This window comes from Bradyrhizobium lablabi (assembly GCF_001440475.1).
In the GTDB taxonomy this organism is placed as follows: Bacteria; Pseudomonadota; Alphaproteobacteria; order Rhizobiales; family Xanthobacteraceae; genus Bradyrhizobium; species Bradyrhizobium lablabi.
Genome location: NZ_LLYB01000055.1, coordinates 65,643 through 89,290, shown reverse-complemented (window position 1 = coordinate 89,290; position 23,648 = coordinate 65,643). Strand labels below are relative to the sequence as shown.

At 63.6% G+C, this 23,648-nt stretch carries 22 protein-coding genes and 1 pseudogene; 16 read left to right on the top strand and 7 right to left on the bottom strand.

Translation table 11 applies throughout. The features are described 5' to 3' along the window. A pseudogene (locus CQ14_RS44560) lies at positions 1-557 on the bottom strand (hypothetical protein); the annotation flags it as partial. Positions 558-816: 259 nt separating this feature from the next. Between CQ14_RS44560 and CQ14_RS10190 the strand changes: the two are divergent. Further along, positions 817-2,067 (top strand): cyclopropane fatty acid synthase, encoded by a 1,251-nt coding sequence (locus CQ14_RS10190; RefSeq protein ID WP_057857771.1) that lies wholly within the window; start codon positions 817-819, stop codon positions 2,065-2,067. Between the two features lie 21 nt (positions 2,068-2,088). Here the strand turns inward: CQ14_RS10190 and CQ14_RS42110 are convergent, their stop codons facing one another. Continuing rightward, on the bottom strand, positions 2,089-2,391 hold the full coding sequence (locus CQ14_RS42110) for a hypothetical protein (protein WP_245320282.1): 303 nt from the start codon (positions 2,389-2,391) through the stop codon (positions 2,089-2,091). Between the two features lie 479 nt (positions 2,392-2,870). Here CQ14_RS42110 and CQ14_RS10185 point away from each other — a divergent pair, with 479 nt between their 5' ends. Both CQ14_RS10185 and alr read left to right on the top strand, forming a co-directional pair. Next, positions 2,871-4,376, top strand: a complete 1,506-nt coding sequence (locus CQ14_RS10185) for a replicative DNA helicase (protein ID WP_057857770.1) — start codon at positions 2,871-2,873, stop codon at positions 4,374-4,376. A 44-nt stretch (positions 4,377-4,420) separates the two neighbouring features. Further along, positions 4,421-5,659 carry an alanine racemase gene (gene alr / locus CQ14_RS10180; protein ID WP_057857769.1) on the top strand — a complete coding sequence of 413 codons (1,239 nt, stop codon included), beginning with the start codon at positions 4,421-4,423 and terminating at the stop codon, positions 5,657-5,659. A 50-nt stretch (positions 5,660-5,709) separates the two neighbouring features. Here alr and CQ14_RS42105 read toward each other — a convergent pair whose 3' ends face one another. Continuing rightward, positions 5,710-5,931 (bottom strand): cysteine rich repeat-containing protein, encoded by a 222-nt coding sequence (locus CQ14_RS42105; protein ID WP_082649799.1) that lies wholly within the window; start codon positions 5,929-5,931, stop codon positions 5,710-5,712. Positions 5,932-5,990: 59 nt separating this feature from the next. On the opposite strand from CQ14_RS42105, the gene CQ14_RS10175 reads away from it, so the two are divergent. Beyond that, complete coding sequence (locus CQ14_RS10175) at positions 5,991-6,761, top strand: exodeoxyribonuclease III (protein WP_057857768.1); 771 nt, start codon at positions 5,991-5,993, stop codon at positions 6,759-6,761. A gap of 114 nt (positions 6,762-6,875) precedes the next feature. Continuing rightward, positions 6,876-7,847, top strand: a complete 972-nt coding sequence (locus CQ14_RS10170) for a Bug family tripartite tricarboxylate transporter substrate binding protein (RefSeq protein ID WP_199805496.1) — start codon at positions 6,876-6,878, stop codon at positions 7,845-7,847. 15 nt (positions 7,848-7,862) lie between these two features. Here the strand turns inward: CQ14_RS10170 and CQ14_RS10165 are convergent, their stop codons facing one another. Then, positions 7,863-8,309 carry a cupin domain-containing protein gene (locus CQ14_RS10165; RefSeq protein WP_057857766.1) on the bottom strand — a complete coding sequence of 149 codons (447 nt, stop codon included), beginning with the start codon at positions 8,307-8,309 and terminating at the stop codon, positions 7,863-7,865. A gap of 165 nt (positions 8,310-8,474) precedes the next feature. On the opposite strand from CQ14_RS10165, the gene CQ14_RS10160 reads away from it, so the two are divergent. Next, complete coding sequence (locus tag CQ14_RS10160; RefSeq protein WP_057857850.1) at positions 8,475-9,203, top strand: adenylate/guanylate cyclase domain-containing protein; 729 nt, start codon at positions 8,475-8,477, stop codon at positions 9,201-9,203. A gap of 21 nt (positions 9,204-9,224) precedes the next feature. Here the strand turns inward: CQ14_RS10160 and CQ14_RS10155 are convergent, their stop codons facing one another. Beyond that, positions 9,225-9,593, bottom strand: coding sequence for a GFA family protein (locus CQ14_RS10155; protein ID WP_057857765.1), 369 nt, complete (start codon positions 9,591-9,593; stop codon positions 9,225-9,227). Between the two features lie 92 nt (positions 9,594-9,685). On the opposite strand from CQ14_RS10155, the gene CQ14_RS10150 reads away from it, so the two are divergent. From CQ14_RS10150 to CQ14_RS10105, 10 genes are all read left to right on the top strand, one after another. After that, complete coding sequence (locus CQ14_RS10150; protein ID WP_057857764.1) at positions 9,686-10,408, top strand: sulfite exporter TauE/SafE family protein; 723 nt, start codon at positions 9,686-9,688, stop codon at positions 10,406-10,408. A gap of 134 nt (positions 10,409-10,542) precedes the next feature. Then, positions 10,543-11,427: a prohibitin family protein gene (locus CQ14_RS10145; protein ID WP_057857763.1), complete on the top strand. Its 885-nt coding sequence runs from the start codon at positions 10,543-10,545 to the stop codon at positions 11,425-11,427. A 77-nt stretch (positions 11,428-11,504) separates the two neighbouring features. Next, positions 11,505-12,014, top strand: a complete 510-nt coding sequence (locus tag CQ14_RS10140; RefSeq protein ID WP_057857762.1) for a hypothetical protein — start codon at positions 11,505-11,507, stop codon at positions 12,012-12,014. 39 nt (positions 12,015-12,053) lie between these two features. Beyond that, positions 12,054-13,514, top strand: coding sequence for an adenylate/guanylate cyclase domain-containing protein (locus CQ14_RS10135; RefSeq protein WP_156434837.1), 1,461 nt, complete (start codon positions 12,054-12,056; stop codon positions 13,512-13,514). Positions 13,515-13,617: 103 nt separating this feature from the next. Further along, positions 13,618-15,075, top strand: a complete 1,458-nt coding sequence (gene radA / locus CQ14_RS10130) for a DNA repair protein RadA (protein ID WP_057857761.1) — start codon at positions 13,618-13,620, stop codon at positions 15,073-15,075. 166 nt (positions 15,076-15,241) lie between these two features. Then, positions 15,242-15,871, top strand: coding sequence for a CvpA family protein (locus CQ14_RS10125; protein WP_057857760.1), 630 nt, complete (start codon positions 15,242-15,244; stop codon positions 15,869-15,871). 31 nt (positions 15,872-15,902) lie between these two features. Next, positions 15,903-17,408 (top strand): amidophosphoribosyltransferase, encoded by a 1,506-nt coding sequence (purF, locus tag CQ14_RS10120; protein ID WP_057857848.1) that lies wholly within the window; start codon positions 15,903-15,905, stop codon positions 17,406-17,408. Positions 17,409-17,541: 133 nt separating this feature from the next. Then, positions 17,542-18,282 (top strand): SDR family NAD(P)-dependent oxidoreductase, encoded by a 741-nt coding sequence (locus CQ14_RS10115; RefSeq protein WP_057857759.1) that lies wholly within the window; start codon positions 17,542-17,544, stop codon positions 18,280-18,282. Between the two features lie 261 nt (positions 18,283-18,543). Then, positions 18,544-19,611 carry an NHL repeat-containing protein gene (locus CQ14_RS10110; protein ID WP_245320287.1) on the top strand — a complete coding sequence of 356 codons (1,068 nt, stop codon included), beginning with the start codon at positions 18,544-18,546 and terminating at the stop codon, positions 19,609-19,611. 93 nt (positions 19,612-19,704) lie between these two features. After that, positions 19,705-20,931, top strand: a complete 1,227-nt coding sequence (locus CQ14_RS10105) for an ABC transporter substrate-binding protein (RefSeq protein ID WP_057857757.1) — start codon at positions 19,705-19,707, stop codon at positions 20,929-20,931. A gap of 82 nt (positions 20,932-21,013) precedes the next feature. On the opposite strand, the gene CQ14_RS10100 is transcribed toward CQ14_RS10105, so the two are convergent. Both CQ14_RS10100 and der read right to left on the bottom strand, forming a co-directional pair. Continuing rightward, positions 21,014-22,255, bottom strand: coding sequence for a TCR/Tet family MFS transporter (locus CQ14_RS10100; RefSeq protein WP_057857756.1), 1,242 nt, complete (start codon positions 22,253-22,255; stop codon positions 21,014-21,016). Continuing rightward, the gene (gene der / locus CQ14_RS10095) at positions 22,252-23,634 is read right to left on the bottom strand and encodes a ribosome biogenesis GTPase Der (RefSeq protein ID WP_057857755.1); all 1,383 of its coding nucleotides are present in this window, start codon (positions 23,632-23,634) and stop codon (positions 22,252-22,254) included. The genes CQ14_RS10100 and der overlap by 4 nt, the downstream gene beginning before the upstream one ends. Positions 23,635-23,648: the final 14 nt, after the last annotated feature.

The following is a 23,648-nucleotide window of genomic DNA, read 5'->3' as shown; positions in this document are numbered from 1 at the left end:
TTCTGCCTGCCGCCCGATTTGCTGTCGGTCGCCGCCCGTACCGGGGCCTCACCATCGGCAGGTTTGGCCGCCTCGGACGGCGCTTGTGGCCGCCGCTTCGCGTTGCGGCCCGGACGCTCGCCCTCGCCTTGCGGCGCGGTTCCGGCGGCGTCCGGCCGAGAGGCCTCCTGGGCCGGCGGCTGCCGGCGGCCGAAGCTGAATCGGTCAGGCTGATCAGTCCTGCCGTCCTGCTTGGCATCCTTCTGCCTGGCGTCCTTCTTCGCCTGATCCTTGCCCTGGTAACGGGGGTCGGCAGCGCCGTTGGATATCAGGTAGGAGGACAGCACCGAGGCCATGTCGGTGCCGGTCGTGTAATGCTGGCGCAGGAAGCCCGGCAACGACGAAGCCGACACGCTCTTCAACAGGCCACGCGGGCTCTTGTGGCAGGCACTGCAGGTGCTCGAGAAGATCTGGGAGGGGCTCTTGCCGGCGTCGAGATTTTCCGCCCGCACCACGCCTGCCGTGACGCAGCCGATCAGGAGCATCACCGTCGCTGAACTGAGCGCTCGGCTCAACATTCCCTGCTTCTCCAGAGGTAGAATCACCCCTGCGACGCACGACGTCGCCAGCGGCGGGGTCACCTTTTAGACGATTATGACGCGAATGGAAGCGCACTCGTTGCGCTTCTTCGTGAGTGTGGCATTTGGGAATATCCGCTTTGACTCCAACACACTAGCGCCATGGCATTATCGTACTTATCAGAATCGTGATCCATCCTTGGAACTAATGTTCCCCGGATGCGTCGGTGTAACGGGCGTTCGCTCCATTGGTGCCTCGATGGATCGGTTGTTGCGTTATTTTCTAGGCCAGTTCATTCGCCGCGGCACGATGACGTTTACCGCGGCAAGCGGCGCCAGATTCGCCTGCGGTGATGGAACTGGCCGCCCGGTATCGGCGCGGTTCCTGAGCGAGCGAACACAACGCCGGATCCTGCTCAATCCCGAACTGGCGCTGGGCGAAGCCTATATGGATGGCACGTTCGTGGTCGAGAACGGCTCGATCGCGGATGCGCTGGAAATCCTCCTCGGCCAGCCCGAAATGGTGCCGCGCTGGGCCAAGCTGCAGTGGTGGATGCGATATTTCGGCAGGCACATCAGACAATTCAATTGGCGCGGCCGGGCGAAAAACAACGTCGCCCATCACTACGATCTCGACGGACGGCTCTATTCCCTCTTCCTCGACGCCGACAGACAATATAGCTGCGCCTATTTCGAAACGCCGGATACCACGCTCGACGACGCCCAGCTCGCCAAGAAGCGCCACCTTGCCGCAAAACTCCTGATCGGGCGCGGCAACCGCGTGCTCGATATCGGCTCGGGCTGGGGCGGCCTTGGCCTCTATCTCGCCGAAATGACCGGCGCCGACGTCACGGGCATCACGCTGTCGTCGGAGCAGTTGCAGGCCTCGAATGCGGGCGCCGCCGAGAGGAACCTGACGGGGTCGGCGAGATTCGTGCTGAGCGATTACCGCGACATTGCTGGTCCGTTCGATCGGATCGTGTCGGTCGGCATGTTCGAGCATGTCGGCATCGACTTCTATGAAATCTTTTTCCGGCGCTGCGCCGAACTTCTCAGCGACGACGGCATCATGGTGCTGCATTCGATCGGCCGCTCGACAGGGCCCGATGTGTCGAGCCCGTGGATTACGAAATACATCTTCCCCGGCGGCTATATCCCCGCCCTTTCCGAAGTCATCCCCGCAATCGAGAAGGCGGGCCTTCTGGTCTGCGACATCGAAATCCTGCGGCTCCACTACGCCGAAACGCTGAAGGCCTGGCGCGACCGCTTCGTGGCGCGGCGTGAAGAGGCAATACGCCTGTACGACGAACGGTTTGCCCGGATGTGGGAATTTTATCTGGCAGCCTCGGAAATGTCGTTCCGGAAGCAGAATCTGATGAATTTCCAGATCCAGCTCACCAAGCGCCAAGGGGTCGTGCCGATCACCCGCGGCTACATTCACCGGGAAGAAGCGCGGCTGCGGCGCATGGAACTCGGAAAGAAGCCGCGGTTGCGGCTGGCGGGCGAATAGGCCGCCGCAAATCGGGCGGCGTCAGTTCCGCAGGCTGTAAGCCGAAACGAAGGGCGTGGAAGGAAGGGCCGGACGGGCGAGTTGGGCTCGTAGCGCAGCCAGCAACTCAGCATCGCAGGGCTCGGCACGGCGTTCCGGGCGCGAAATCTCTTCCATGGTGTCAATCAGCATCGACAGCCACAAACGCTGGCTGCTTGCCGATCGCCATCCCTGGAGTTGCTGACCCATCGCCTGTCCCTTTGGTTCGATACAACTGGCAACTCGAACACCGCCAGCCCGTTCCCGATTTTCGTAACCAATCCATTCTGCCGCGAAGAAAATCACATCCGATGTGATCTACTTCACAGAGTCGCTTGGCGGTCCGTCGTACATCTCGCGCCATGAGCCAGCCGACTTACCCAGCTCCGTTCGAGTCCGACATCCGGATCGACTACGCCTTGATCGCAATCGGCGTGGTCGCCGCCCTGTTCGCGTTCCTCTACCTGATGCTGGTTTGATCAACGCTTAAGGTCGCGGCCCGAAAGCGGCCGCCGCGTTGGAATAGGTCTGTCCAAGTGACGGTAAGGTTCAGGCTCTCCTAAGATTTTACCTGGCATTTTCGCGGAAGCGCGGCCGCACCGCCCGGTTTTGGCCGAAAGCCCGTCAAGCTTCGCGCCGACCACGCGTCGGATTCATCCACATTTTTGAAGAACGGTGCATAGCGTCGAGCTTTTGCTTCCGCTTTGCCCGGGACAGGCGCTTTATCGCCGCCCCCCTTACGGAAATGCTGGCAACGCCAGAAACCAACTGCATAACCTGACGCCATGGCTCTGACTGATTCGAACGTTCTCAAGCTTGCTCCCGACGCGGGAACTCCCGCCTTCCGGAGCGCGCCGCACAACATCGAGGCGGAGCAGAGCCTCCTGGGCGCGATCCTGGTCAACAACGACGCGTTCTACCGGGTTTCCGACTTTCTCGAGCCGAAGCACTTCTTCGAGCCGATCCACCAGACCATTTTCGAGACCGCCGGCAGCCTGATCCGGATGGGCAAGGTCGCAACGCCCGTGACGTTGAAAACCTTCCTTCCGGCCGACACCGATATCGGCGGCATGACGGTTGGCCAATACCTCGCGCGGCTGGCGGCGGAAGCCACCACGATCATCAACGCGCAGGATTACGGCCGAACGGTTTACGACATGTCGCTGCGCCGCGACCTGATCCGGATCGGCGAGGACATGGTCAATGTAGCCTTCGACGCGCCGGTGGATTTTGCCCCGCGCGCGCAGATCGAGGACGCCGAGCGCCAGCTTTACGAACTCGCCGAGTCCGGCCGCTATGACGGCGGCTTCCAGCGCTTTGCGCAGGCGCTGACCACCGCCGTCGACATGGCGGCCAAGGCCTTCCAGCGCGACGGAAGCCTGTCGGGCGTTGCCACCGGCCTGCGCGACCTCGACACCAAGATGGGCGGCCTGCAGGCGTCCGACTTGATCATCCTCGCCGGCCGCCCCGGCATGGGCAAGACGTCGCTCGCCACCAATATCGCCTACAACATCGCCAGCGCGCATCGCGCCGAGGTGCAGGCCGACGGCACGATGAAGACCGTCAATGGCGGTATCGTCGGCTTCTTCTCCTGCGAAATGTCCGGCGAGCAGCTCGCCACCCGTATTCTGGCCGAACAGACCAGCATTTCCTCCAGCATGATCCGCCGCGGCGGCATCAGCGAGGCCGACTTCGAGAAGATCCGCGATTACTCGATCGAATTGCAGTCGCTGCCGCTCTATGTCGACGAAACCGGCGGCCTTTCGATCTCTGCGCTTACCGCACGGGCGCGGCGGCTGAAGCGGCAGAAGGGCCTCGACCTGATCGTGATCGACTACATCCAGCTGCTGCAGGGCTCGGGCAAGAAGTCCGACAATCGCGTGCAGGAAGTGACGGAAATCACCACCGGCCTGAAGGCACTCGCCAAGGAGCTCAACGTTCCCATCATCGCACTGTCGCAGCTTTCGCGTCAGGTCGAAAACCGTGACGACAAGCGCCCGCAACTGTCCGACCTGCGTGAATCCGGTTCGATCGAACAGGACGCCGACGTCGTGATCTTTGTGTATCGCGAGGAATATTACCTCCAGAACAAGGAGCCGCGCATCGGTACCCCCGAATACGAGAAGTGGCAGCTCGACATGTCCCTGGTGCACGGCAAGGCCGAAATCATCATCGCCAAGCAGCGTCACGGCCCGACCGGAACGGTGGACGTGCAATTCGAAGGCCAGTTCACCCGGTTCAGTGACCTTGCGCATGACGGCAATCTGCCCGACCGCAGCTATGAGCACTGAGCGCCGCAGTTGAACCGCAGCGTTCCGCCGCGTAAAATCGTGGCATGAACGTCGCTCCTGATCCCAAATCCATTCCGCAGGGCACCCTGCTCTCGCCCGAGGCGAACCAGGCTGCCGTGCTTGCCACCGCAACCGGCGTGCTGACGGTCGACCTCGACGCCATCGTCGCCAATTGGCGCAAGCTCGAGAAGACCGCGGTACCGGCCGAATGCGCCGGTGTCGTCAAGGCGGACGGCTATGGCTGCGGCGCCGAGCAGGTCGCGCGCGCCCTCTCCAACGCCGGCTGCAAGACGTTTTTCGTCGCCACGCTCGATGAGGCCCGCGCGGTCCGCGCCGCGGTGCCGACCACGGCTGCGATCTACGTGCTCGGCGGCTTCTTCCAGAACACCGGCGATGCTTACGCCAGGATCGACTGCAAACCTGTGATCGGCGACCTCAACGAGCTCGCCGAATGGGACGTGTTCTGCCGCCGCTCCGGCTGGTCGGGCGGCGCCGCCATCCATATCGATACCGGCATGAACCGGCTCGGCATGACCGTGACCGAGGCGCAGGGCATCATCCCGCGCATCAATGCCGGGGATCACGGCATCACGCTCGTGATGAGCCACCTCGCCTCGGCGGAACTGCTCAACAATCCCGCCAATGCCAGGCAGCTCACGGCCTTCCGCGAGATCGCGAGCCTGTTCTCGGGCGTCCCGGCGTCGCTGGCGAATTCGTCCGGCATCTTTCTCGGCGCCCAGTTCCAGTTCGACATCGTGCGGCCGGGCTGTGCGCTCTATGGCATCAATCCGACGCCCGAGGCCGACAACCCGATGCAGCCGGTCGTCGAGTTGAAGGCCCGCATCGTGCAGATCCGCAACATCGAGCGCGGCGATACCGTCGGCTATGGCGGCACCTGGACGGCGCGGCGTCCGACCCGGATAGCGATCGTCGCCGCGGGCTATGCCGACGGTTACTTCCGCGCGGCCAGCTCCAATGATGGCACCCGCGGCGCCGAGGTGGTGGTCGCCGGCAGGCGCTGCCCGATCGCGGGGCGGATTTCGATGGACCTGACGGCGGTCGACATCACCGATCTCGACAAGAACGCGGTGCGACGCGGCCATATGGTGACACTGATCGGCGAAGGCATCACGGTCGACGAACTCGCCCACCATTTCGGCACCATCGGTTACGAAGTGCTGACCAGCCTCGGCAAGCGCTACGCGCGGATCTACAAGGGCGGCAATGCCACTGCAGAGTCCCCTGCTCCGCCTCCCGCGGAGCCGCCGGCCGCTTCCGCGTAGTTATTGTTCTCTGTGTTGCTTCGTGTTGCTTCGCGGCGTGGTGCCCTGTCCTACTGTTTCCTCCGGCTAGCCAGCACTTTCTTGCAGGCGTCGCTGAGTTGGGGAAGCTGCTTGTTCAGGCATGCAACGACACGGCCGCCGCCGGGCTGCGTACCGGCGCAATATTTGTCATAGTCCGCCTTGCACGCACCACGCCCGTCGCCTGTTTGAGCAACTGCGGACCCGGAGCATCCGATGGCGAGCGCGAGAATGGCGAAGCGTAGTTTCGACATGGAATCTCCAAATATCAGCGAAGCGTCAGGCGAAGCACGGTGATGCCAGCTAGCTCTACATGAAGATCGCGACCTTCAACATCAATAATGTCAACCGCCGCTTGCCGAACCTGTTGCGCTGGCTGCGCGCAGCAAAACCCGACGTCGTCGCCTTGCAGGAACTGAAATCGACCGATGCCGAGTTCCCTATTCAAGCGATCGAGAAGGCCGGCTATGGCGCGGTGTGGCGTGGACAGAAGACCTGGAACGGCGTTGCCATTCTGGCGCGGAATGCTGAGCCTGTACTGACGCGCACCGCCCTGCCCGGCGATCGCAATGATGACGAGGCGCGCTACATCGAGGCCGCAGTCAACGGCATCCTTGTCACCAGCATCTACCTGCCGAACGGCAATCCGCAGCCGGGGCCGAAATTCGACTACAAGCTCGACTGGTTCAAGCGGCTGCGGTCGCATGCCGCAAAACTGCTCAAGCAGGATATCCCCGCGGTGCTGGCCGGCGACTACAACGTGGCGCCGACCGCATCAGATATCTATCCGACGAAGTCCTGGGACAAGGACGCGCTGATCCAGCCCAAGAGCCGCGCGGCGTTCAAGGCGCTGGTGGACCAGGGCTGGACGGACGCGATCCGGACGCTGCACCCGTCCAAGCCGATGTTCACGTTCTGGGACTACAAGCGCAACCGCTGGCCGCGCGACGCCGGATTGCGGCTCGATCACCTCCTGCTCAGCCCCGCCATTGCACCGCGACTGATCAAGGCAGGCGTCGACCGCAAGATGCGCGGCGAGGAAGGCGCCAGCGACCATGCGCCGGCGTGGATCGTGCTCGGATAGAGCTGCGGCATCCGCGCAAGGCGCGACGGGCCGTTTGTTCGCACAAGCAGGCCGGACTTGTTATGCTTTCCGCAAGCTTCGAAAAGAATCAAAAAAAGAGACGGGGGAACGCGCGTGGGAATTCCGAGAGCGATCGCAGCAATAACTGCACTCTTCTGTGTGCTCGTTAACTTTAGCGCAGCCGCCGATGACGATTACCCGTCCCGGCCGATCACGCTGACCCATGGCTTCGGCGCCGGCGGCAACGCGGATGCGATCGCCCGTATTGTCGCCGACGGCCTGTCCCGGCGGCTCGGCAAACCCGTCATCGTTGAAGCCCGCCCGGGCGCCGGCGGCAACATTGCATCCGACCGCACCGCCAAAGCCGCACCGGACGGCTATACGCTCATCATGCTGACGGGCGGCCACGCGGTCTCGGCGGCGATGTACAAGACGCTGCCGTTCGAGCCGGTCGAGGATTTCCAGATGATCTCGACGGTGGTGTTCTTTCCCTTCGTCGTCGCCGTCAAATCAAGCCACCGGTTTCAGACGCTTGCGGATCTGATTACGGAGGCGAAGGCGAAACCGGACACGCTGACCTACAGTTCGGTCGGCGTCGGGTCGACGCAACATCTGGTCGGCGAATTGCTGTCGTCGATGGCCGGCATCAAGATGATCCACGTGCCCTACAAGGGCGGCGGCGGTCCCATCAACGATCTTCTCGGCGGTCAGATCGACATCCTGATCGACACGCTGACGATCACGGCCCCGCAGCTTGCCGCCGGAACGATACGAGGCCTCGGCGTGACCAACGAAAAGCCATGGTTTTCCATTCCCGCCGTGCCGCCGATCGCCGCAACGGTCCCCGGTTACGCGGTTCAGTCCTGGCTCGGTATCGCTACAGCCAAGAACGTGCCTCAACCCGTCGTCGAGAAACTCAATCGCGAATTACGCGCCGTGCTCGAGATGCCTGACATCAAGGACAAGCTCCAGGCGATGGGCAACGAGATGCGCAGCGGGTCGCCGGAGGATATGCGCAGCATGGTCGCATCAGAGATATCCCGCTGGAAGCGGGTTATCGATACCGCGGCGATTCCGAGACAATGATCCACGCCCGGCGGATCAGCCCTTGCGCGTGTGACCCCACGCGGCATCCCAGTCTTCGCCCGCGGCATCGATGACGCGGCCGTCGGCTTCGAAGAATTTGTTCGGCACCTGGAAGATCGCGAGCATCAACCCGCCTTGCGGGCACCAGGCGACGTGACGGCTGCCCTCCTCGCGCCAGATGAATTCGCCGGCCTTGCATTCGATGCCCTGCGCCGGCCCCTCCTTGTCGACGAGCGAACCCTCGAGCACGTAGGTCTGCTCGATGTTGACGTGCTCGTGGTCGGGCAGCACCGCACCCGGCGCGAACCGCATCAGCGCCGTCATCAGGCCGGTCTTGCGATCGAACAGCAGCGTCTTGGCCTCGCAACCGGGGAAACGGGTCTTCTGCCATTCCATGCTGTCGGGGCGGACCAGATGGGAATGCGTATCTGCGGTCTGCGCGCCCTTCATCACGGCGTCCATAGCGATCCTCCGTTCTGCTTGTTTTGACGCGATCCTAGCAGCTTTGCCTTTCGCCGCCAGCCGGCAGGTGTGCGCTGCGGCGATGCTGTCTTGCTCGCACCTGCCGCCGGTTATAGGATCGCCATACTCTGCCGCGCTCGTGGATCGAGGTTGAAAATGGCAGCGCTGCAACAATCGCTCATCTGCAAGGGATGCTGGGAGCAGATGCATGTGCCGGTGCCGCTTCGCGGCGTGGCCTCGGCGCCTTTTCGTGCGTTCGGCATTCGTCCGAGCCGGATGAATCCCAATACCTGCACCATCTGCGAGCTTATGTTCACGAAGGTGATGCGGGCCCGCAAGATCACCATCGACGCGACCATCATGTTTGCCGACCTGCGCGGCTACACCAGCCTGTCGCAGTCGCAATCGGCCGACGCGGTTTCCGGGCTGCTCGACGCATTCTACGATGAATGCGCCAACGCGATCTGGCAGCACGAGGGACTCCTCAACAAAACCATCGGCGACGCCGTGATGGCGGTCTTCAACTTTCCCTTGAAGCGCGAGCAGCATGCCAGGAACGCCGTGCTTGCCGCGCGCGAAATCCAGGCCAACTGGCGCGATCGGCGCGAGAGCCTTGTCCAGGCGCACGGTCTCTCCTCCAGCGATCTCGGAATCGGCATCGGCATCCACACGGGCGAACTCAGTTTTGGCGAATTCGGTCGCTCGCATCGCGACCTGACGGCGATCGGCACCGTCGTCAACACCGCCTCCCGGGCCCAGTCGGTCGCCGAAGCCGACCAGATCCTGGTGACGAAGGCCGTGTTTGACCGCGCCCAACCGGATTTGAAGGACTGTTCTTCGAAGGCCTTCCAGCTCAAGGGGTTCGACGCACCGGTTGAGCTCTACGCCGCCTAGCACAACCGGCTGCTGCCGCTTTCACCAGAGATTTTTGCCGTCGATCACCGTCACCGTTACAGCGTCCAGATCGAAATCGTCGAACAGGCGCGAATTGACGCCGACCTTGGGGTTGTCGAAGTCCGGCTTGCCGGTCGACCAGTCAGGTGATTCCGAATAGGTGCCGCAGCCGCAACCGGCGCAGAAATGATGTTTGACGGTGCGGCTGCCCCAAAGATAGGTCGCGACATTTTCTGGCGGCGAAGTCAGGCGGAACTGAGCCGGGGTGTAGTAGGCCCACAACGCGCCGCGCTTGGAACACAGCGAACAGGTGCAGCGCGTCACTTCCGCCGGCGGCTCGCTCACCTCGAATTGCGTCTGGCCGCAATGGCAGCTTCCCTTGATTGGCACGATCGGGTCCTTTCCCTAAAGCGTCTGGACGTCGTAACCTGAGCCTGCTGCCACCATGATGTCAGCAGCAGAGAAACGTGAAAGACAGCGACTTGGGCTTCCTTTTTGTCCTTATTGTCGGCCTGCTCGCCGGCACCATTTCGGGGATCGTCGGCACCGGCTCGTCGATCATGCTGATGCCGGTATTGGTCTTTCAATACGGGCCGAAGGAAGCGGTTCCGATCATGGCGGTAGCCGCCGTGATGGCGAACCTGTCGCGCATCCTCGCCTGGTGGCGCGAGGTCGACTGGCGCGCCTGTCTTGCCTATTCGGTTACGGGGATTCCGGCCGCCGCGCTTGGTGCGCGAACCTTGCTCCTGCTGCCCTCGCACGCCGTCGATATCACGATCGGGGTGTTTCTCATCGCGATGGTGCCGGTGCGGCACTGGCTCGCCCGCCATCAGCTTAAAGCACGCATCTGGCACCTTGCGGTCGGTGGCGCTGTCATCGGCTATCTCACCGGCATCGTGGCATCGACCGGCCCGCTCAGCGTGCCGTTGTTTCTGTTTTACGGGCTGACCAAGGGCGCCTTCCTCGCCACCGAAGCCGCAAGCTCGCTCGGCCTCTACTTGAGCAAGTCAGTCACGTTCGAACGCTTCGGCGCGTTGACGCCTGATGTCGCGCTGAAGGGCCTGATCGCCGGCTCCTCGCTCATGTTCGGCGCTTTCATCGCCAAACGCTTCGTGCTGCACCTTCAGCCCGACGTCTTCCGGCTTTTGATGGATGGCATCATGCTCGCCGCCGGCCTCACCCTGCTGTGGACCGCATTTTCGTAAGGAATTCGGCGCTGACAGCCTGAACCATTCGCCAGCAGCGGCCGACCAAGTGACGCCTGTCACATCCATTCGGCAAGTGAGCCTCGATCAATGCCGGGCATGGATTCGCATCACCCACGTCTGGAGAGACCGAAATGCCCAGGGGAATCATCGGCGCCATCGTCGCCGTCGTCATCATTGCCATCATCGCCGCGGGGAGCTGGTACACCGTCGATCAGACCGAGCGCGGCGTGAGGTTGCGCTACGGCGCGGTCATCGGCACCGCGCAGCCGGGCCTCGGCTTCAAGGTCCCCCTGATGGACAGCGTCGAGAAGGTCAGCGTCAAGACCTTCACCTATGCCTGGGACAAGATGAACTCCTACTCCTACGACCAGCAGCCCGCCGACCTCAAAATCAGCGTCACCCTGCGCGCCTCGCCGGACAAGGTGGCCGATCTCTATGCCAAGTTCGGCGGCCTCGACACCGCGGTCAAACAGGTCGTCAGCCCGGCCGTGAACCAGCAGGTCAAGATCGTGTTCGGCCGCTACACGGCCGTGAAGGCGATCCAGGAGCGCGGCGCGCTGAACTCGGCGATCAAGGACGCCATCACAGCGTCGCTGAAAGACGACCCGATGATCATGATCGAGAGCGTCCAGCTCGAAAATATCGAATTCAGTGCAAACTATCTGCACTCGATCGAGCAGCGCATGCTGGCCGAGGTCGAGGTGCAGAAGCTGCAGCAGAACGCCGAGCGCGAAAAGGTGCAGGCGCAGATCACCGTGACGCAGGCGACCGCCAAGGCCAATGCCGTCCGCGCCGAGGCGCAGGCCGCGGCCGATGCGCTCCGGCTGAACGGCGAAGCGCGGGCGACCAATATCAGGATCACTGGCGAGGCCGAAGCCGCCGCCATCGAAGCCCGCGCCAAGGCGCTCGGCACCAACCCCAACCTGGTTACGCTGGTGCAGGCCGAACGCTGGAACGGCGTGCTGCCGACGACGATGGTGCCGGGCTCGGCCGTGCCGTTCGTGTCGGTGAAATAGAGCCTTGGCTTGTCGTGTGGCGGCGCCCGGGATGATCTCGGATGCCGCCCATGACGCACCGACATGCGAGACCGGTCATGCGGAAAGTCGTTATCATCACGCTCGCGACCGTCTTCGCCGTTCTCGCCGCGCAAACGGCCTCGCGCGCCGCACCGACGTTTGATGGGCTCTGGGCAACGAGCCGGAAAGATTGCCGCGACAAGGATGGGCCTGACAGCAAGACCTTCATCGACCTCGACAACGTCATCAAGGACAAGCCGGCGCCGCTCGTCGATCAATATGAAAATCATTGCCGGGTCGACCGCAAGGCGCCAGCCGACGACGGAATGGTCCTGTCGACGACCTGTTTCGAATTCTGGGACGACTACAACAAGGGCGCGAACGGGCGGAAAGTGACGATCAGCTTTCGCCGGGGCCAAAGCACACGCTCAGGATCGACGGCAAGCCCTACCTGCTTTGCAAGCGCAAGGGCGATCTCCCCAAGAACCGGTAATCATCAGGGTTCGGCATGCTCCCTGTCTCCGGACCGGCGGCAACTGTTCAAATTTGCTCGACGGCCTCACCGCCGCAGCGTTTTTCCGATATGACGCATCGACCGGTGGCTGCCTCGTCTCAGGCGTGCCATCTTGATCGACGAGATCGTGCAGGTTGCACGGCCTGATCTCGACTGGGGAGAATGCGTCTTGAGCGTGATGGCGGAAGCGGCTGATGTGCCCAATCCGGGCGACCAGCGAACTGGACGAAACGAAGCCCGGCAAGAGACCCAGAAGTTCGCTGAAGCGGCGATTGCGGAAAGCAAGCGCCAGGGTCTCCTTCTCGCTGTCCGGGCCCGCTGGGTCGCGCTGGCAGTGATTGCCGTTACCTTGCCGATCATCAACCCGAACTGGGACGTGATCTACTACGTCGTGATGCTCAGCTTATTTGCCTTGATCGGCTGGGCCCAACTCAAAGTCGGCGAAGTCGGGCGCTCGCAGCCGGAGCTTTTCCTGATCTTTTGCGATCTGGCGCTAATCACCCTCCTCACCGTCGTGCCAAATCCGTTCAGTGCCGAGAGCTGGCCGATCGGCATGCAATTCCGGTTCGACACTTTCATCTATTTCTTTGTCTTTCTGGCAACCGCTACCCTTGCCTATTCGTGGCGAACAGTGGTCGCGATGGGGTTCTGGACCTCGGCCGTGTGGGCGATCGGGGTGGGCTGGGCGTACCTGCAGCCCGATACTCACGCCGAATTGTCGGAACGCGTGCGAGCCGCCCTCGGCTCCGACCTCAGAATGTTCCACATCATCAACCCCACAGCGATCGACATTCGGTTGCGATTCCAGGAAATCACGGTGTTCCTGATCGTCGCGATGACGTTGGCGCTGGCCGTGCGCCGTTCCAACGCCCTGCTGATCAGCCACGCCGGGCTCGAACGCGAGCGCGCCAACCTCGCGCGTTATTTCTCGCCCAACGTCGTCAACGAACTGTCGGGCAATGACGAGCCGCTCACGCGGGTGCGCACGCAGGACGTCGCGGTCTTGTTTGCCGACATTGTGGGATTCACCGCCTACGCCGATGGACGCGACCCGAACGAGGTCATCGAGACGTTGCGACAATTCCACGAGCGGATGGAAAGAGAAGTATTCCAGCACGGCGGAACGCTCGACAAATATCTCGGCGACGGCCTGATGGCGACGTTCGGCACGCCGTTCGCCGGCGATTCCGACGCGCTGAACGCCTTGCGTTGCGCGAGAGGCATGATCGCCTCGATTGCCGAATTGAACAGAGAACGGAAGGATCGCAACCAGCCGCCGATCCAGGTCAGCGTCGGACTGCACTACGGCCAGGTCGTGCTGGGCGATATCGGCCTCAACCGGCTCGAATTCGCCGTGATCGGCACCACCGTAAACGCGGCGAGCCGCCTCGAGGCACTGACCCGCGAATTCGGATGCGCCATCGTCGTCAGCGACGCGCTGGTGCAGCAGGCCCGCACCGAAACGAACCAGTCGAGCGCCGACTTCGCGTTGCTGGTCGAGCAGCCGGCGCAGAGCATTCGCGGGCTCGAACAGCCGGTGGGCATCTGGACGTGCTCCAGCGTTGCTTCGTGATGTTCCGACGCGTGCCATGAATGCATCGGCACTCATCGCGCCACACGGCGTCTTTCCGTGCTAAGTAGTGCCGCCCGTTCCACCGAGTCTGCTATTTCCCATCATGGCCAAATCCACCCTCTCCTTCGTCTGCCAGAACTGCGGCGCGGCGTATAACCGCTGGCAGGGCAAGTGCGAGTCCTGCGGTGAGTGGAACACGCTGGCCGAAGAGGACACGTCCGGTAGCGTGCCGGTGTCGATCCGCTCGAAGCGCAGGGGCCGGACGTTTGCGCTGGAATCGCTGACCGGCAAAAGCAACGACGCCCCGCGCCTGTCTTCGGGGATGACGGAGCTCGATCGCGTCACCGGCGGCGGCTTTGTGCGCGGCTCGGTATTGTTGGTCGGCGGCGATCCCGGCATCGGCAAGTCGACGCTGCTGACGCAGGCCACCAGCATGCTGGCCCGCGCCGGGCATCGTGCGGTCTACATATCGGGCGAAGAGGCGGTGGCGCAGGTGCGTCTGCGCGCCGAAAGGCTCGGGCTGGCGGATGCGCCGGTGCAGCTTGCCTCCGAAACCTCGGTCGAGGACATCGTCTCGACGCTGTCGGAGGGCGCGGTGCCGCGCCTGATCGTGATCGATTCGATCCAGACCATGTGGACCGACACGGTGGAATCGGCGCCGGGAACGGTGACGCAGGTCCGCGCCTCGGCGCAGGCGCTGATTCGATTCGCCAAGAAATCCGGTGCGGCGATCATCCTGGTCGGGCACGTCACCAAGGACGGCCAGATCGCGGGCCCCCGCGTGGTCGAGCACATGGTCGACGCAGTGCTGTCGTTCGAGGGCGAAGGCTCGCAACATTTCCGCATCTTGCGCGCGATGAAGAATCGTTTTGGGCCGACCGACGAGATCGGGGTGTTCGAGATGACGGGGCTGGGTCTGCGCGAGGTTTCCAACCCCTCCGAATTGTTCCTTTCTGAACGCGATCTGGGCAGCCCGGGCACTGCGGTCTTTGCCGGGATCGAAGGCACCCGCCCCGTTCTGGTGGAATTACAGGCCCTGGTGGCGCCGACCACGCTGGGCACCCCCCGGCGGGCCGTGGTGGGCTGGGACCCGAGCCGGCTGTCGATGGTGCTGGCGGTACTGGAGGCCCATTGCGGGGTCAAACTGTCCGGCTATGACGTCTACCTGAACGTGGCGGGCGGCCTGCGGATCCAGGAGCCCGCGGCGGACCTCGCGGCGGCCGCCGCCCTGGTTTCGTCGTTGGTAAACGCGCCGTTACCGACGGATGCGGTCTATTTCGGCGAGATTTCGCTCTCCGGCGCGGTTCGGCCGGTGGCGCAGACCTCGGCGCGGCTGAAAGAAGCCGCCAAACTCGGCTTTGGACGCGCCGTCCTGCCCGAATCGGCCCGTGGCGAGATCGGTAGCGACGGGGGCCTGACGCTGAACAGCGTCGGCGGACTGACCAGCCTGGTTGCCGAAATCGCGGCGCGCGGCACGCCGAGAGGCAACCGGGACACCGCTCGCGAGGGTGTGACGGAGAAAAATGCCACACCAACGCGATTCCGTCGTGAAAACAGCTAAAGCGGCGTGACGCGCCCCGCCCTCGCCGCTATACAACGCGCGCGAAAGGCGGACCGGGATGGCACGATATCCGGCCTTGCGGGATGCGCCGTCTGCCCCTCTCTTGGGGGAGTTCTGACCCGCCGATTCGCTGCTTTGAGAACTGACGAGCGGACCTGACCAGCCGATGCCCGTAACGATACTCGATCTCGTCCTGCTCGGAGTGATGCTGATTTCGGGCCTGCTCGCCATGGTGCGCGGCTTCATGCGCGAAATCCTGTCGATCGCGGCCTGGGGCGCGGCGGCGCTGGTGACGCTGTATGCCTTCTCGAAGCTGATGCCATCGGCCAAGGCCTATTTCGGTAGCGATACGATCGCGACCGTGGTGGTGGTAGCCGGCACCTTCATCGGCACCCTGATCGTGGTCTCCGTCATCACGGTGCGAATCTCCGACATGATCCTGGATTCCCGGATCGGCGCGCTGGACCGCACGCTCGGCTTCCTGTTCGGCCTCGGCCGCGGCCTCCTGATCGTGGTGGTCGCCTTCCTGTTCTTCAGCTGGCTGGTCCCGGACAAGCAGCGGCCGGACTGGATCACCGGTGCGAAATCCCGGGTCGTCCTGCAGGGAACCGGGGATTGGTTAATGTCGCTCTTGCCTGACGACCCCGAGAACACCATCTTAAAACGATTCAAGAAGAATAAACCGGAAGACGACCAAACTGACGCCGACCAGGCAGCCCCTGCGTCTGGCGATGGCTACAGTAAACCTGCCCGCGACAGCCTTAAAAAGCTGATCGAGAAACCCGCGGGCCGATAATTCTGGCCAAGATAGAGAGGCGATGGACGCGATGCAAAACCCTTCCGATCCCGCCGACCAACTCGATCTAAACCTTGGGATCGAGTTGCAGGACGATCTCGAAGGCGACACGCTACGCGAGGAATGCGGCGTGTTCGGCATTTTCGGCCACCCCGAGGCCGCCGCAATCACGGCGCTCGGACTACACGCTCTCCAGCATCGCGGCCAGGAAGCCGCCGGCATCGTCTCCTTCGACGGCAGCCGCTTCCACTCCGAACGCCGGCTCGGTCTCGTCGGCGACACCTTCTCCCGCCGCGAGGTGATCGAGCGCCTGCCCGGCATTATGGCCGTCGGCCATGTCCGCTATTCCACGACCGGCGGCACCATCCTGCGCAACGTCCAGCCGCTGTTTGCCGAGCTCAGCGCCGGCGGCTTCGCGGTCGGCCACAACGGTAACCTCACCAACGGACTGACGCTGCGCCGCGAGCTGGTGAAGGGCGGCGCGATGATGCAGTCGACCACGGACACCGAGGTCATCCTGCATCTGGTCGCGCAATCCAAGCGCAGCCGCTTCATCGACCGCTTCATCGAGTCGCTCCGCGCAATCGAAGGCGCTTATGCGCTGGTCGCGCTGACCAACAAGAAGCTGATCGGGGCGCGCGATCCGCTCGGCATCCGGCCGCTGGTGCTCGGCGATCTCGACGGCCGTCCGATCCTGACCTCGGAAACCTGCGCGCTCGACATGATCGGCGCCAAATATGTCCGCGACGTCGAGCCCGGCGAGATCATCGTGTTCGACGAGACCGGCGCGCACAGCCACAAGCCGTTCCCGCCGAAGCCGCCGCGGCCCTGCATCTTCGAATACATCTACTTCGCGCGGCCGGATTCGATCGTCGGCGGCCGCTCGGTCTACGACGTCCGAAAAGCCTTCGGTGCGCAGCTCGCGCGCGAGAGCCATCCCGACGTCGACGTCGTGGTACCGGTGCCGGATTCCGGCGTGCCCGCAGCCGTGGGCTACAGCCAGTTTTCCGGCGTGCCGTTCGAACTCGGCATCATCCGCAACCACTATGTCGGCCGCACCTTCATCCAGCCGACCCAGAGCGTTCGCGAGCTCGGCGTGCGCATGAAGCATTCCGCCAACCGCGCCGCAATCGAAGGCAAGCGCATCATCCTGATCGACGATTCGCTGGTGCGCGGCACGACCTCGAAAAAGATCGTGCGCATGATGCGCGACGCCGGCGCGCGCGAGGTGCATTTCCGTCTCGCTTCGCCCCCGATCCTCTATCCCGATTATTACGGCATCGACCTGCCGGATCGTGGCGGCCTGCTCGCCGCGACCCACTCGCTGGAGGAAATGCGCGAGATCATCGGCGCGGATTCGCTGGCGTTCCTGTCGATCGACGGCATGTACCGCGCCATGGGCGAACCCGGCCGTGACCCCGCCAATCCGAAATTCTCGGATCACTGCTTCACGGGCACCTACCCGACCCACCTCACCGACCAGACCCAGGTCGAGCCGCAGCCCCGTCAATTGTCGCTGCTGGCGGAGGCGAGCTGACGGCGCGTTTGCGGCCAATAATCGAGTTATTTTCCGTCATGGCCGGGCTTGTCCCGGCCATCTACGTCTGTAATACCCGCCGCAAAGACGTGGATGCCGGGAACAAGTCCCGGCATGACGAAAGTGGCACATCATGACCAAACCCCTCGCCTCCCGCATCGCGCTCGTCACGGGCGCCTCACGCGGCATCGGCTATGCCACGGCCCGCGCGCTCGCCCGCGCCGGCGCGCACATCGTTGCCATCGCGCGCACGCAAGGCGGTCTGGAGGAACTCGACGACGAGATCCGGAAAGAGGGCGGCAGCGCCACGCTGGTGCCGCTCAACCTCACCGATTTCGACGGCATCGCGCGGCTCGGCGCAGCGCTGCATGAGCGCCACGGCAAGCTCGACATTCTCGTCGGCAACGCCGGTATCGCCGGTCCCTCCTCGCCGCTCGGGCATATCGAGCTGAAACCCTGGAACGACGTGATCGCGGTGAACGTCACCGCGAACTTCCAGCTGATCCGCTGCATGGATCCGCTGCTCCGGGTCTCGGACGCCGGCCGTGCCGTGTTCGTGACCTCGGGCGCCGCCAGCAAAGCCAACGCCTATCAGGGTCCCTACGCCGCCTCGAAGGCCGCACTGGATACGCTGGTGCGCTCCTGGGCCAACGAGACCGTGAGCACCAAGCTGCGCGTCAACCTGTTCAGCCCCGGCCCGATCCGCACCCGCATGCGCGCCAGCGTTTTTCCCGGCGAAGACCCGATGACGCTGGATACGCCTGAACAGGCGGCGGAATTCATCGTGCCGATGTGCGCGCCGGAGTGGAACGAGACCGGCAAGCTCTATGACTACAAGAGCCGTACGCTGATGAGCTTTCATCCGCCGGCGTAGCCGCGTCATTTCTCTCCGTCATTGCGAGGAGCGAAGCGACGAAGCAATCCATGCATCCGCGTGCGCCGAAGGATGGATTGCTTCGCTGCGCTCGCAATGACGGGGCGACACCGATTGACTTGGTCGCCTCCCCACGATTGACTGCCCTCCCAAGCGGGATAACCCGCCAAGAAAAATCATCGGGAGGCACTCATGACGCCGACGCGTAATCGCGCCCGCCAACATCTTTCCAGAGCCATTGCTGCCTGCTTCTCCGCCGCAATGCTGATTGCAGCGCCCGCACGGTCGCACGCCGGCGATATCCCAACCTTCGCCGTCGATGCGTCCTGGCCAAAACCGCTGCCGAACAACTGGATCCTGGGCCAGGTCGGCGGCATCACCGTCGATGCGCAGGGCCATATCTGGGTCATTCATCGTCCGCGTTCGCTGACCGACGACGAAAAGGGCGCAGCGCTGAACCCGCCCCGCTCAAAATGCTGCGTCTCCGCTCCGCCGGTGCTCGAGTTCGATGCCGACGGCAACCTGTTGCGCTCGTGGGGCGGCCCCGGCGAGGGTTACGAATGGGTCGGCCGCGAGCACGGCATCGAAGTGGACGAGAAGGGTTTTGTCTGGGTCGGCGGCAATGCCGACAATGACAATGCGATCCTGAAATTCACGGCCGACGGCAAGTTCGTGATGCAGATCGGACAGATCGCGCCGAGCAAGGGCTCCGGTGACACCACGCAGCTCGGCAAGCCCGCCGAGACCGCGGTCGACAAGGACGCCAACGAAATCTTCGTCGCCGACGGTTACGGCAACCGCCGCATCATCGTGTTCGACGCCACGTCAGGCGCCTACAAGCGGCACTGGGGCGCCTATGGCAAACCGCCGAGCGACGAGAAACAGCCGCCTTACGATCCCAACGGACCGGCCCCACAGCAATTCGCCAACCCCGTGCATTGCGTGAAGCTCGCCAACGACGGGTTGCTCTACGTCTGCGATCGCATCAACAACCGCATCCAGGTTTTCAGGAAAGATGGAACCTTCGTTAAGGAATGGTTTTACGAAAAGAACACGCGCGGTAACGGCGCGGTCTGGGATATCGCGATCTGGCCCGACCCGAAGCAGACCTATTTGCTGAGCGCCGACGGCGAGAACAACGAAATCCGGGTGCTGAAACGGGAAGATGGTACCGTAGTCGGCAGTTTTGGCCGCAGCGGCCGCAATGCCGGACAGTTCCACTGGATTCACGCCATGGCCGTGGATGCCAAGGGCAACGTCTATACCGCCGAGGTCGATACCGGAAAGCGGATCCAGAAGTTCAAACTGACGTCGGACGCGCTACGATAGGTGCATTGCCCGCGCTTTCGAGAAGGACTATCGCAAAAGCGCTGGCAGGTTCCGAAAAGAGAGCCGGCGAACAATCATTTCTGGAGGAATATCATGACGACTAGAATTGCGCGGCGCTTCGCCGCCTCTGTGGCGCTTGCCGCCCTTACCCTCGCAACGCCAGCACTGGCCCAGGACAAGACCGTAAAGATCGGCGTGCTCAACGACATGTCGAGCCTCTATGCCGACATCGGCGGCCCCAATTCGGTGGCTGCGGTCAAGATGGCGGTCGAGGATTCCGGTCTCACCAAGAAGGGCTGGAAGATCGATGTCGTCAGCGGCGACCACCAGAACAAGCCCGACATCGGCGTCAACATCGCGCGGCAGTGGATCGACGCCGACAAGGTGGACGTGATCGCGGATACGCCGAACTCCGGCGTCGCGCTCGCGGTGAACAATCTCGTGAAGGAAAAGAATTCGGTGCTGCTCAACTCGGGCGCCGCCACTGCCGACCTCACCGGCAAGGCCTGCACGCCGAACACCGTCTCCTTCACCTACGACACCTACATGCTCGCCAACGGCACCGGCAAGGCGCTGACCAAGGCCGGTGGCGACACCTGGTTCTTCCTGACCGCCGACTACGCCTTCGGCCATGCGCTGGAGCGCGACACCGGCAATGTGGTCACCCAGACCGGCGGCAAGGTGTTGGGCGCCGTCAGGCATCCGCTCAACACCTCGGACTTCTCCTCCTTCCTGCTGCAGGCGCAGTCCTCGAAGGCCAAGGTCATCGGCCTTGCCAATGCCGGCGGCGACACCACCAACTCGATCAAGCAGGCAGCCGAATTCGGCATCGTCCAGGGCGGTCAGAAACTCGCCGCGCTGCTGCTCTTCATCAACGACGTGCATGCGCTCGGCCTGAAGACCGCGCAGGGCCTGACGTTCACCGAATCCTTCTACTGGGATCTCAACGACAACACCCGCGAATGGTCGAAGCGCTTCCAGAAGCTCTCGCCGAAGGGCTCGATGCCCTCGATGACCGTCGCCGGCCTCTATGCGGGGATCCTGCATTACCTGAAGGCGATGGACGCACTCGGCAGCAATCCGCATGACGGGGCCAAGGTCGTCGCCAAGATGAAGGAATTGCCGACCGACGATCCGCTGTTCGGCAAGGGTCCGCTGCGCGCCGACGGCCGCCGCCTCATCCCGGCCTATCTGTTCGAAGTGAAGAAGCCGGAAGAGTCGAAGGGACCGTGGGATTACTACAAGCAGATCGCCACGATCTCGCCGGAGGACGCCGCCAAGCCGCTCGAAGCCAGCGATTGCCCGCTGGTGAAGAAGTAAGAATCGTAGGGTGGGTTAGCGAAGCGTAACCCACCTCTTTTCACGCGAGCAAATGGTGGGTTACGCCTTCGGCTAACCCACCCTACTTTTTCAGCGTCCGCCACGCGATCAGCAGCGCCAGCCCCAGCAACGCCGCCGCCAACAGAAACGGCGCCCCCGGCATTTTCACCGGCGCCTGGTCGCCGATGAAATAGGCAAACGTCAGCGTGAACAGAAACGGTCCCAACATCTGGGCGATGCTGTTGACGCTGTTGGTCGCGCCCTGCAATTGGCCCTGCTGGTCCGGTGCAACGAGTTGCGTGGTCAGCGCCTGGATCGCCGCGCCTGCCACGCCCCACAGCGCCATCACGGGAATGCCGACCCAGAACAACGGCCCGGTCGGCGCCGCGCCGTAGATGAAGAAGCCCAGCGCGCCGCTGGCAAGCCCAAGCAGCAGCGCCCGGCGCTCGCCGAGCCATTTGACAATCGGCCCGACGCCCGCGCCCTGCACCACCATCGCACAGATGCCGACCAAGGCCAGCGTGAGGCCCACCGTCTTCGTGTCCCAGCCATAGCGATAGGTCGCATACAGCACGAAGGTGGATGGCAGCACCACATGCGCCACCTGCCCGAAGAAATTGGCCAGCGACAGGCCTGCGAGAATCCGGTTCGAGCGCAACAGATGCAGCGCGCCGATCGGGCTGGCGCTCTTCCAGTGAAACGGCGCGCGCCGTTCCGGCGGCAACGACTCCGGCAGGATCAGCCAGCCATAAAGCGCGTTCGCAAAACTCAAGCCCGCTGCGATCCAGAACGGCAGGCGCGGGTCCATGCCGCCGAGCAGACCGCCGACAGCGGGGCCGAGAATGAAGCCTGCGCCGAAGGCCGCGCCGATCTTGCCGAACACCGCGGCGCGCCGCTCCGGCGGCGTCACGTCGGCGATGTAGGCAAACGCGGTGGAGATACTCGCCGAGGTGATGCCCGATATCACCCGGCCGATGAACAGCCATACAAGCGTCGGCGCCAGCGCCATCAGCACGTAATCCAGCGCCAGGCCGAAATTCGACAGCAGCACCACCGGCCGCCGACCGAACCGGTCCGAGAGTGCGCCGAGGATCGGCGAGAACAGGAACTGCATCAGCGCCCAGGCTGTACCGAACAGGCCAAAAATCCGCGCCGCGGTTGCGGTATCGTTGTCGACGAAACTCTCCACGAGCTTGGGCAGGATCGGCAGGATCAGGCCGAGCGCGAGCATGTCGAGAAAGATGGTGACGAAGATGAAGGCCGCCGCGCCGCTGCGTACCGGCGGTTTCTCGTCGGCAACAGCGGTGGACGCCTGCTCGCTCATGACGGCCGCTTGCGCTTGTGGGCGAACGGATTGGCCTTTTCGCGCAGCGTGATCCGGATCGGCGTGCCCGGCAGGTCAAAGGCTTCGCGCAGGCTGTTGGTGAGGTAGCGCAGATAGGATTGCGGCACCGCATCCGCACGCGAGCAGAACAGCACGAAACTCGGCGGACGCCCCTTGGTCTGGGTGATGTAGTTCAGCTTCAGCCGGCGGCCCGACACCGCCGGCGGCGGGTTGGCGTCGACCGCCTGTTCGAACCAGCGATTGAGCGCGGCCGTCGGCACGCGCTTGTTCCACACTGCGTAAGCGTCCTGGATCGCGGTCATCAGGCGATCGATGCCCTCGCCCATCAGGCCGGACACCGCGACGATGGGAGCGCCCTTGACCTGCGGCAGCCAGTGATCGGCATCGCTACGCAGGGCCGAGATGAGATGGGGCTTACGCTCCATCAAGTCCCATTTGTTGACCGCGAGCACGATCGCCCGCCCCTCGCGCTCGATCAGATCGGCGATGCGCAGATCCTGTTCCTCGAACCGGTTCTGCGCATCCATCATCATGACCACGACTTCGGCAAAGCGCACCGCGCGCAGCGCGTCCGCCACCGACAGCTTTTCCAGCTTCTCCTCGATCCGCGAGCGCCGCCGCAAGCCGGCAGTGTCGAACACGCGGAAATCGCGTCCCTGCCAGTGGATCTCCACCGAAATGGAATCGCGCGTGGTGCCGGCCTCGGCACTGGTCAGCAGCCGCTCCTCGCCGAGCAGATGGTTGATCAGCGTGGATTTGCCGGCGTTGGGGCGGCCGACGATGGCGACGCGGATCGGACGCTGGGCGAGATCCTCGTCCGAGATGATGTCATCGTCGTCGAACTCTTCGGCCTCCTCGGCCGGCTCCGGCATCAGCGCGGCGAGCGCGTCGTAAAGATCGCTCATGCCCTCGCCATGCTCGGCCGAAATCTGGATGGGATCGCCGAGCCCGAGCGCATAGGATTCCATCGCGCCGAGTTCGCCGTGCTTGCCCTCGCTCTTGTTGGCGACCAGCACCACCGGCTTGTTGGCGCGGCGGGCGAAATCGGCGAAGGCGCGATCGTTCGGCGTCAGCCCTGCACGGGCGTCGATCACGAACATCAGCGCATCGGCAAGGCCGATCGCGGTTTCGGTCTGCTCCTGCATCCGCGCGGTCAGCGAGCCCCTGGCACCCTCGTCGAGGCCGGCGGTGTCGATCACGGTGAATTCGAGATCGCCGAGACGCGCATTGCCCTCGCGGCGGTCGCGGGTGACGCCGGGTTCGTCATCCACCAGCGCAAGCTTCTGCCCGACGAGCCGGTTGAACAGCGTCGACTTACCCACATTGGGGCGGCCAATGATGGCGATCGTGAAGGACATAAATGATCCAAACG

Coding starts and splice junctions, on each gene's coding strand:
- CQ14_RS10190 (WP_057857771.1), top strand. CDS start 817: ATGGATCGGTTGTTGCGTTATTTTCTAGGCCAGTTCATTCGCCGCGGC.
- CQ14_RS10185 (WP_057857770.1), top strand. CDS start 2,871: ATGGCTCTGACTGATTCGAACGTTCTCAAGCTTGCTCCCGACGCGGGA.
- alr (WP_057857769.1), top strand. CDS start 4,421: ATGAACGTCGCTCCTGATCCCAAATCCATTCCGCAGGGCACCCTGCTC.
- CQ14_RS42105 (WP_082649799.1), bottom strand. CDS start 5,931: ATGTCGAAACTACGCTTCGCCATTCTCGCGCTCGCCATCGGATGCTCC.
- CQ14_RS10175 (WP_057857768.1), top strand. CDS start 5,991: ATGAAGATCGCGACCTTCAACATCAATAATGTCAACCGCCGCTTGCCG.
- CQ14_RS10165 (WP_057857766.1), bottom strand. CDS start 8,309: ATGGACGCCGTGATGAAGGGCGCGCAGACCGCAGATACGCATTCCCAT.
- CQ14_RS10145 (WP_057857763.1), top strand. CDS start 10,543: ATGCCCAGGGGAATCATCGGCGCCATCGTCGCCGTCGTCATCATTGCC.
- CQ14_RS10140 (WP_057857762.1), top strand. CDS start 11,505: ATGCGGAAAGTCGTTATCATCACGCTCGCGACCGTCTTCGCCGTTCTC.
- radA (WP_057857761.1), top strand. CDS start 13,618: ATGGCCAAATCCACCCTCTCCTTCGTCTGCCAGAACTGCGGCGCGGCG.
- CQ14_RS10125 (WP_057857760.1), top strand. CDS start 15,242: ATGCCCGTAACGATACTCGATCTCGTCCTGCTCGGAGTGATGCTGATT.
- purF (WP_057857848.1), top strand. CDS start 15,903: ATGCAAAACCCTTCCGATCCCGCCGACCAACTCGATCTAAACCTTGGG.
- CQ14_RS10115 (WP_057857759.1), top strand. CDS start 17,542: ATGACCAAACCCCTCGCCTCCCGCATCGCGCTCGTCACGGGCGCCTCA.
- CQ14_RS10110 (WP_245320287.1), top strand. CDS start 18,544: ATGCTGATTGCAGCGCCCGCACGGTCGCACGCCGGCGATATCCCAACC.
- CQ14_RS10105 (WP_057857757.1), top strand. CDS start 19,705: ATGACGACTAGAATTGCGCGGCGCTTCGCCGCCTCTGTGGCGCTTGCC.
- CQ14_RS10100 (WP_057857756.1), bottom strand. CDS start 22,255: ATGAGCGAGCAGGCGTCCACCGCTGTTGCCGACGAGAAACCGCCGGTA.
- der (WP_057857755.1), bottom strand. CDS start 23,634: ATGTCCTTCACGATCGCCATCATTGGCCGCCCCAATGTGGGTAAGTCG.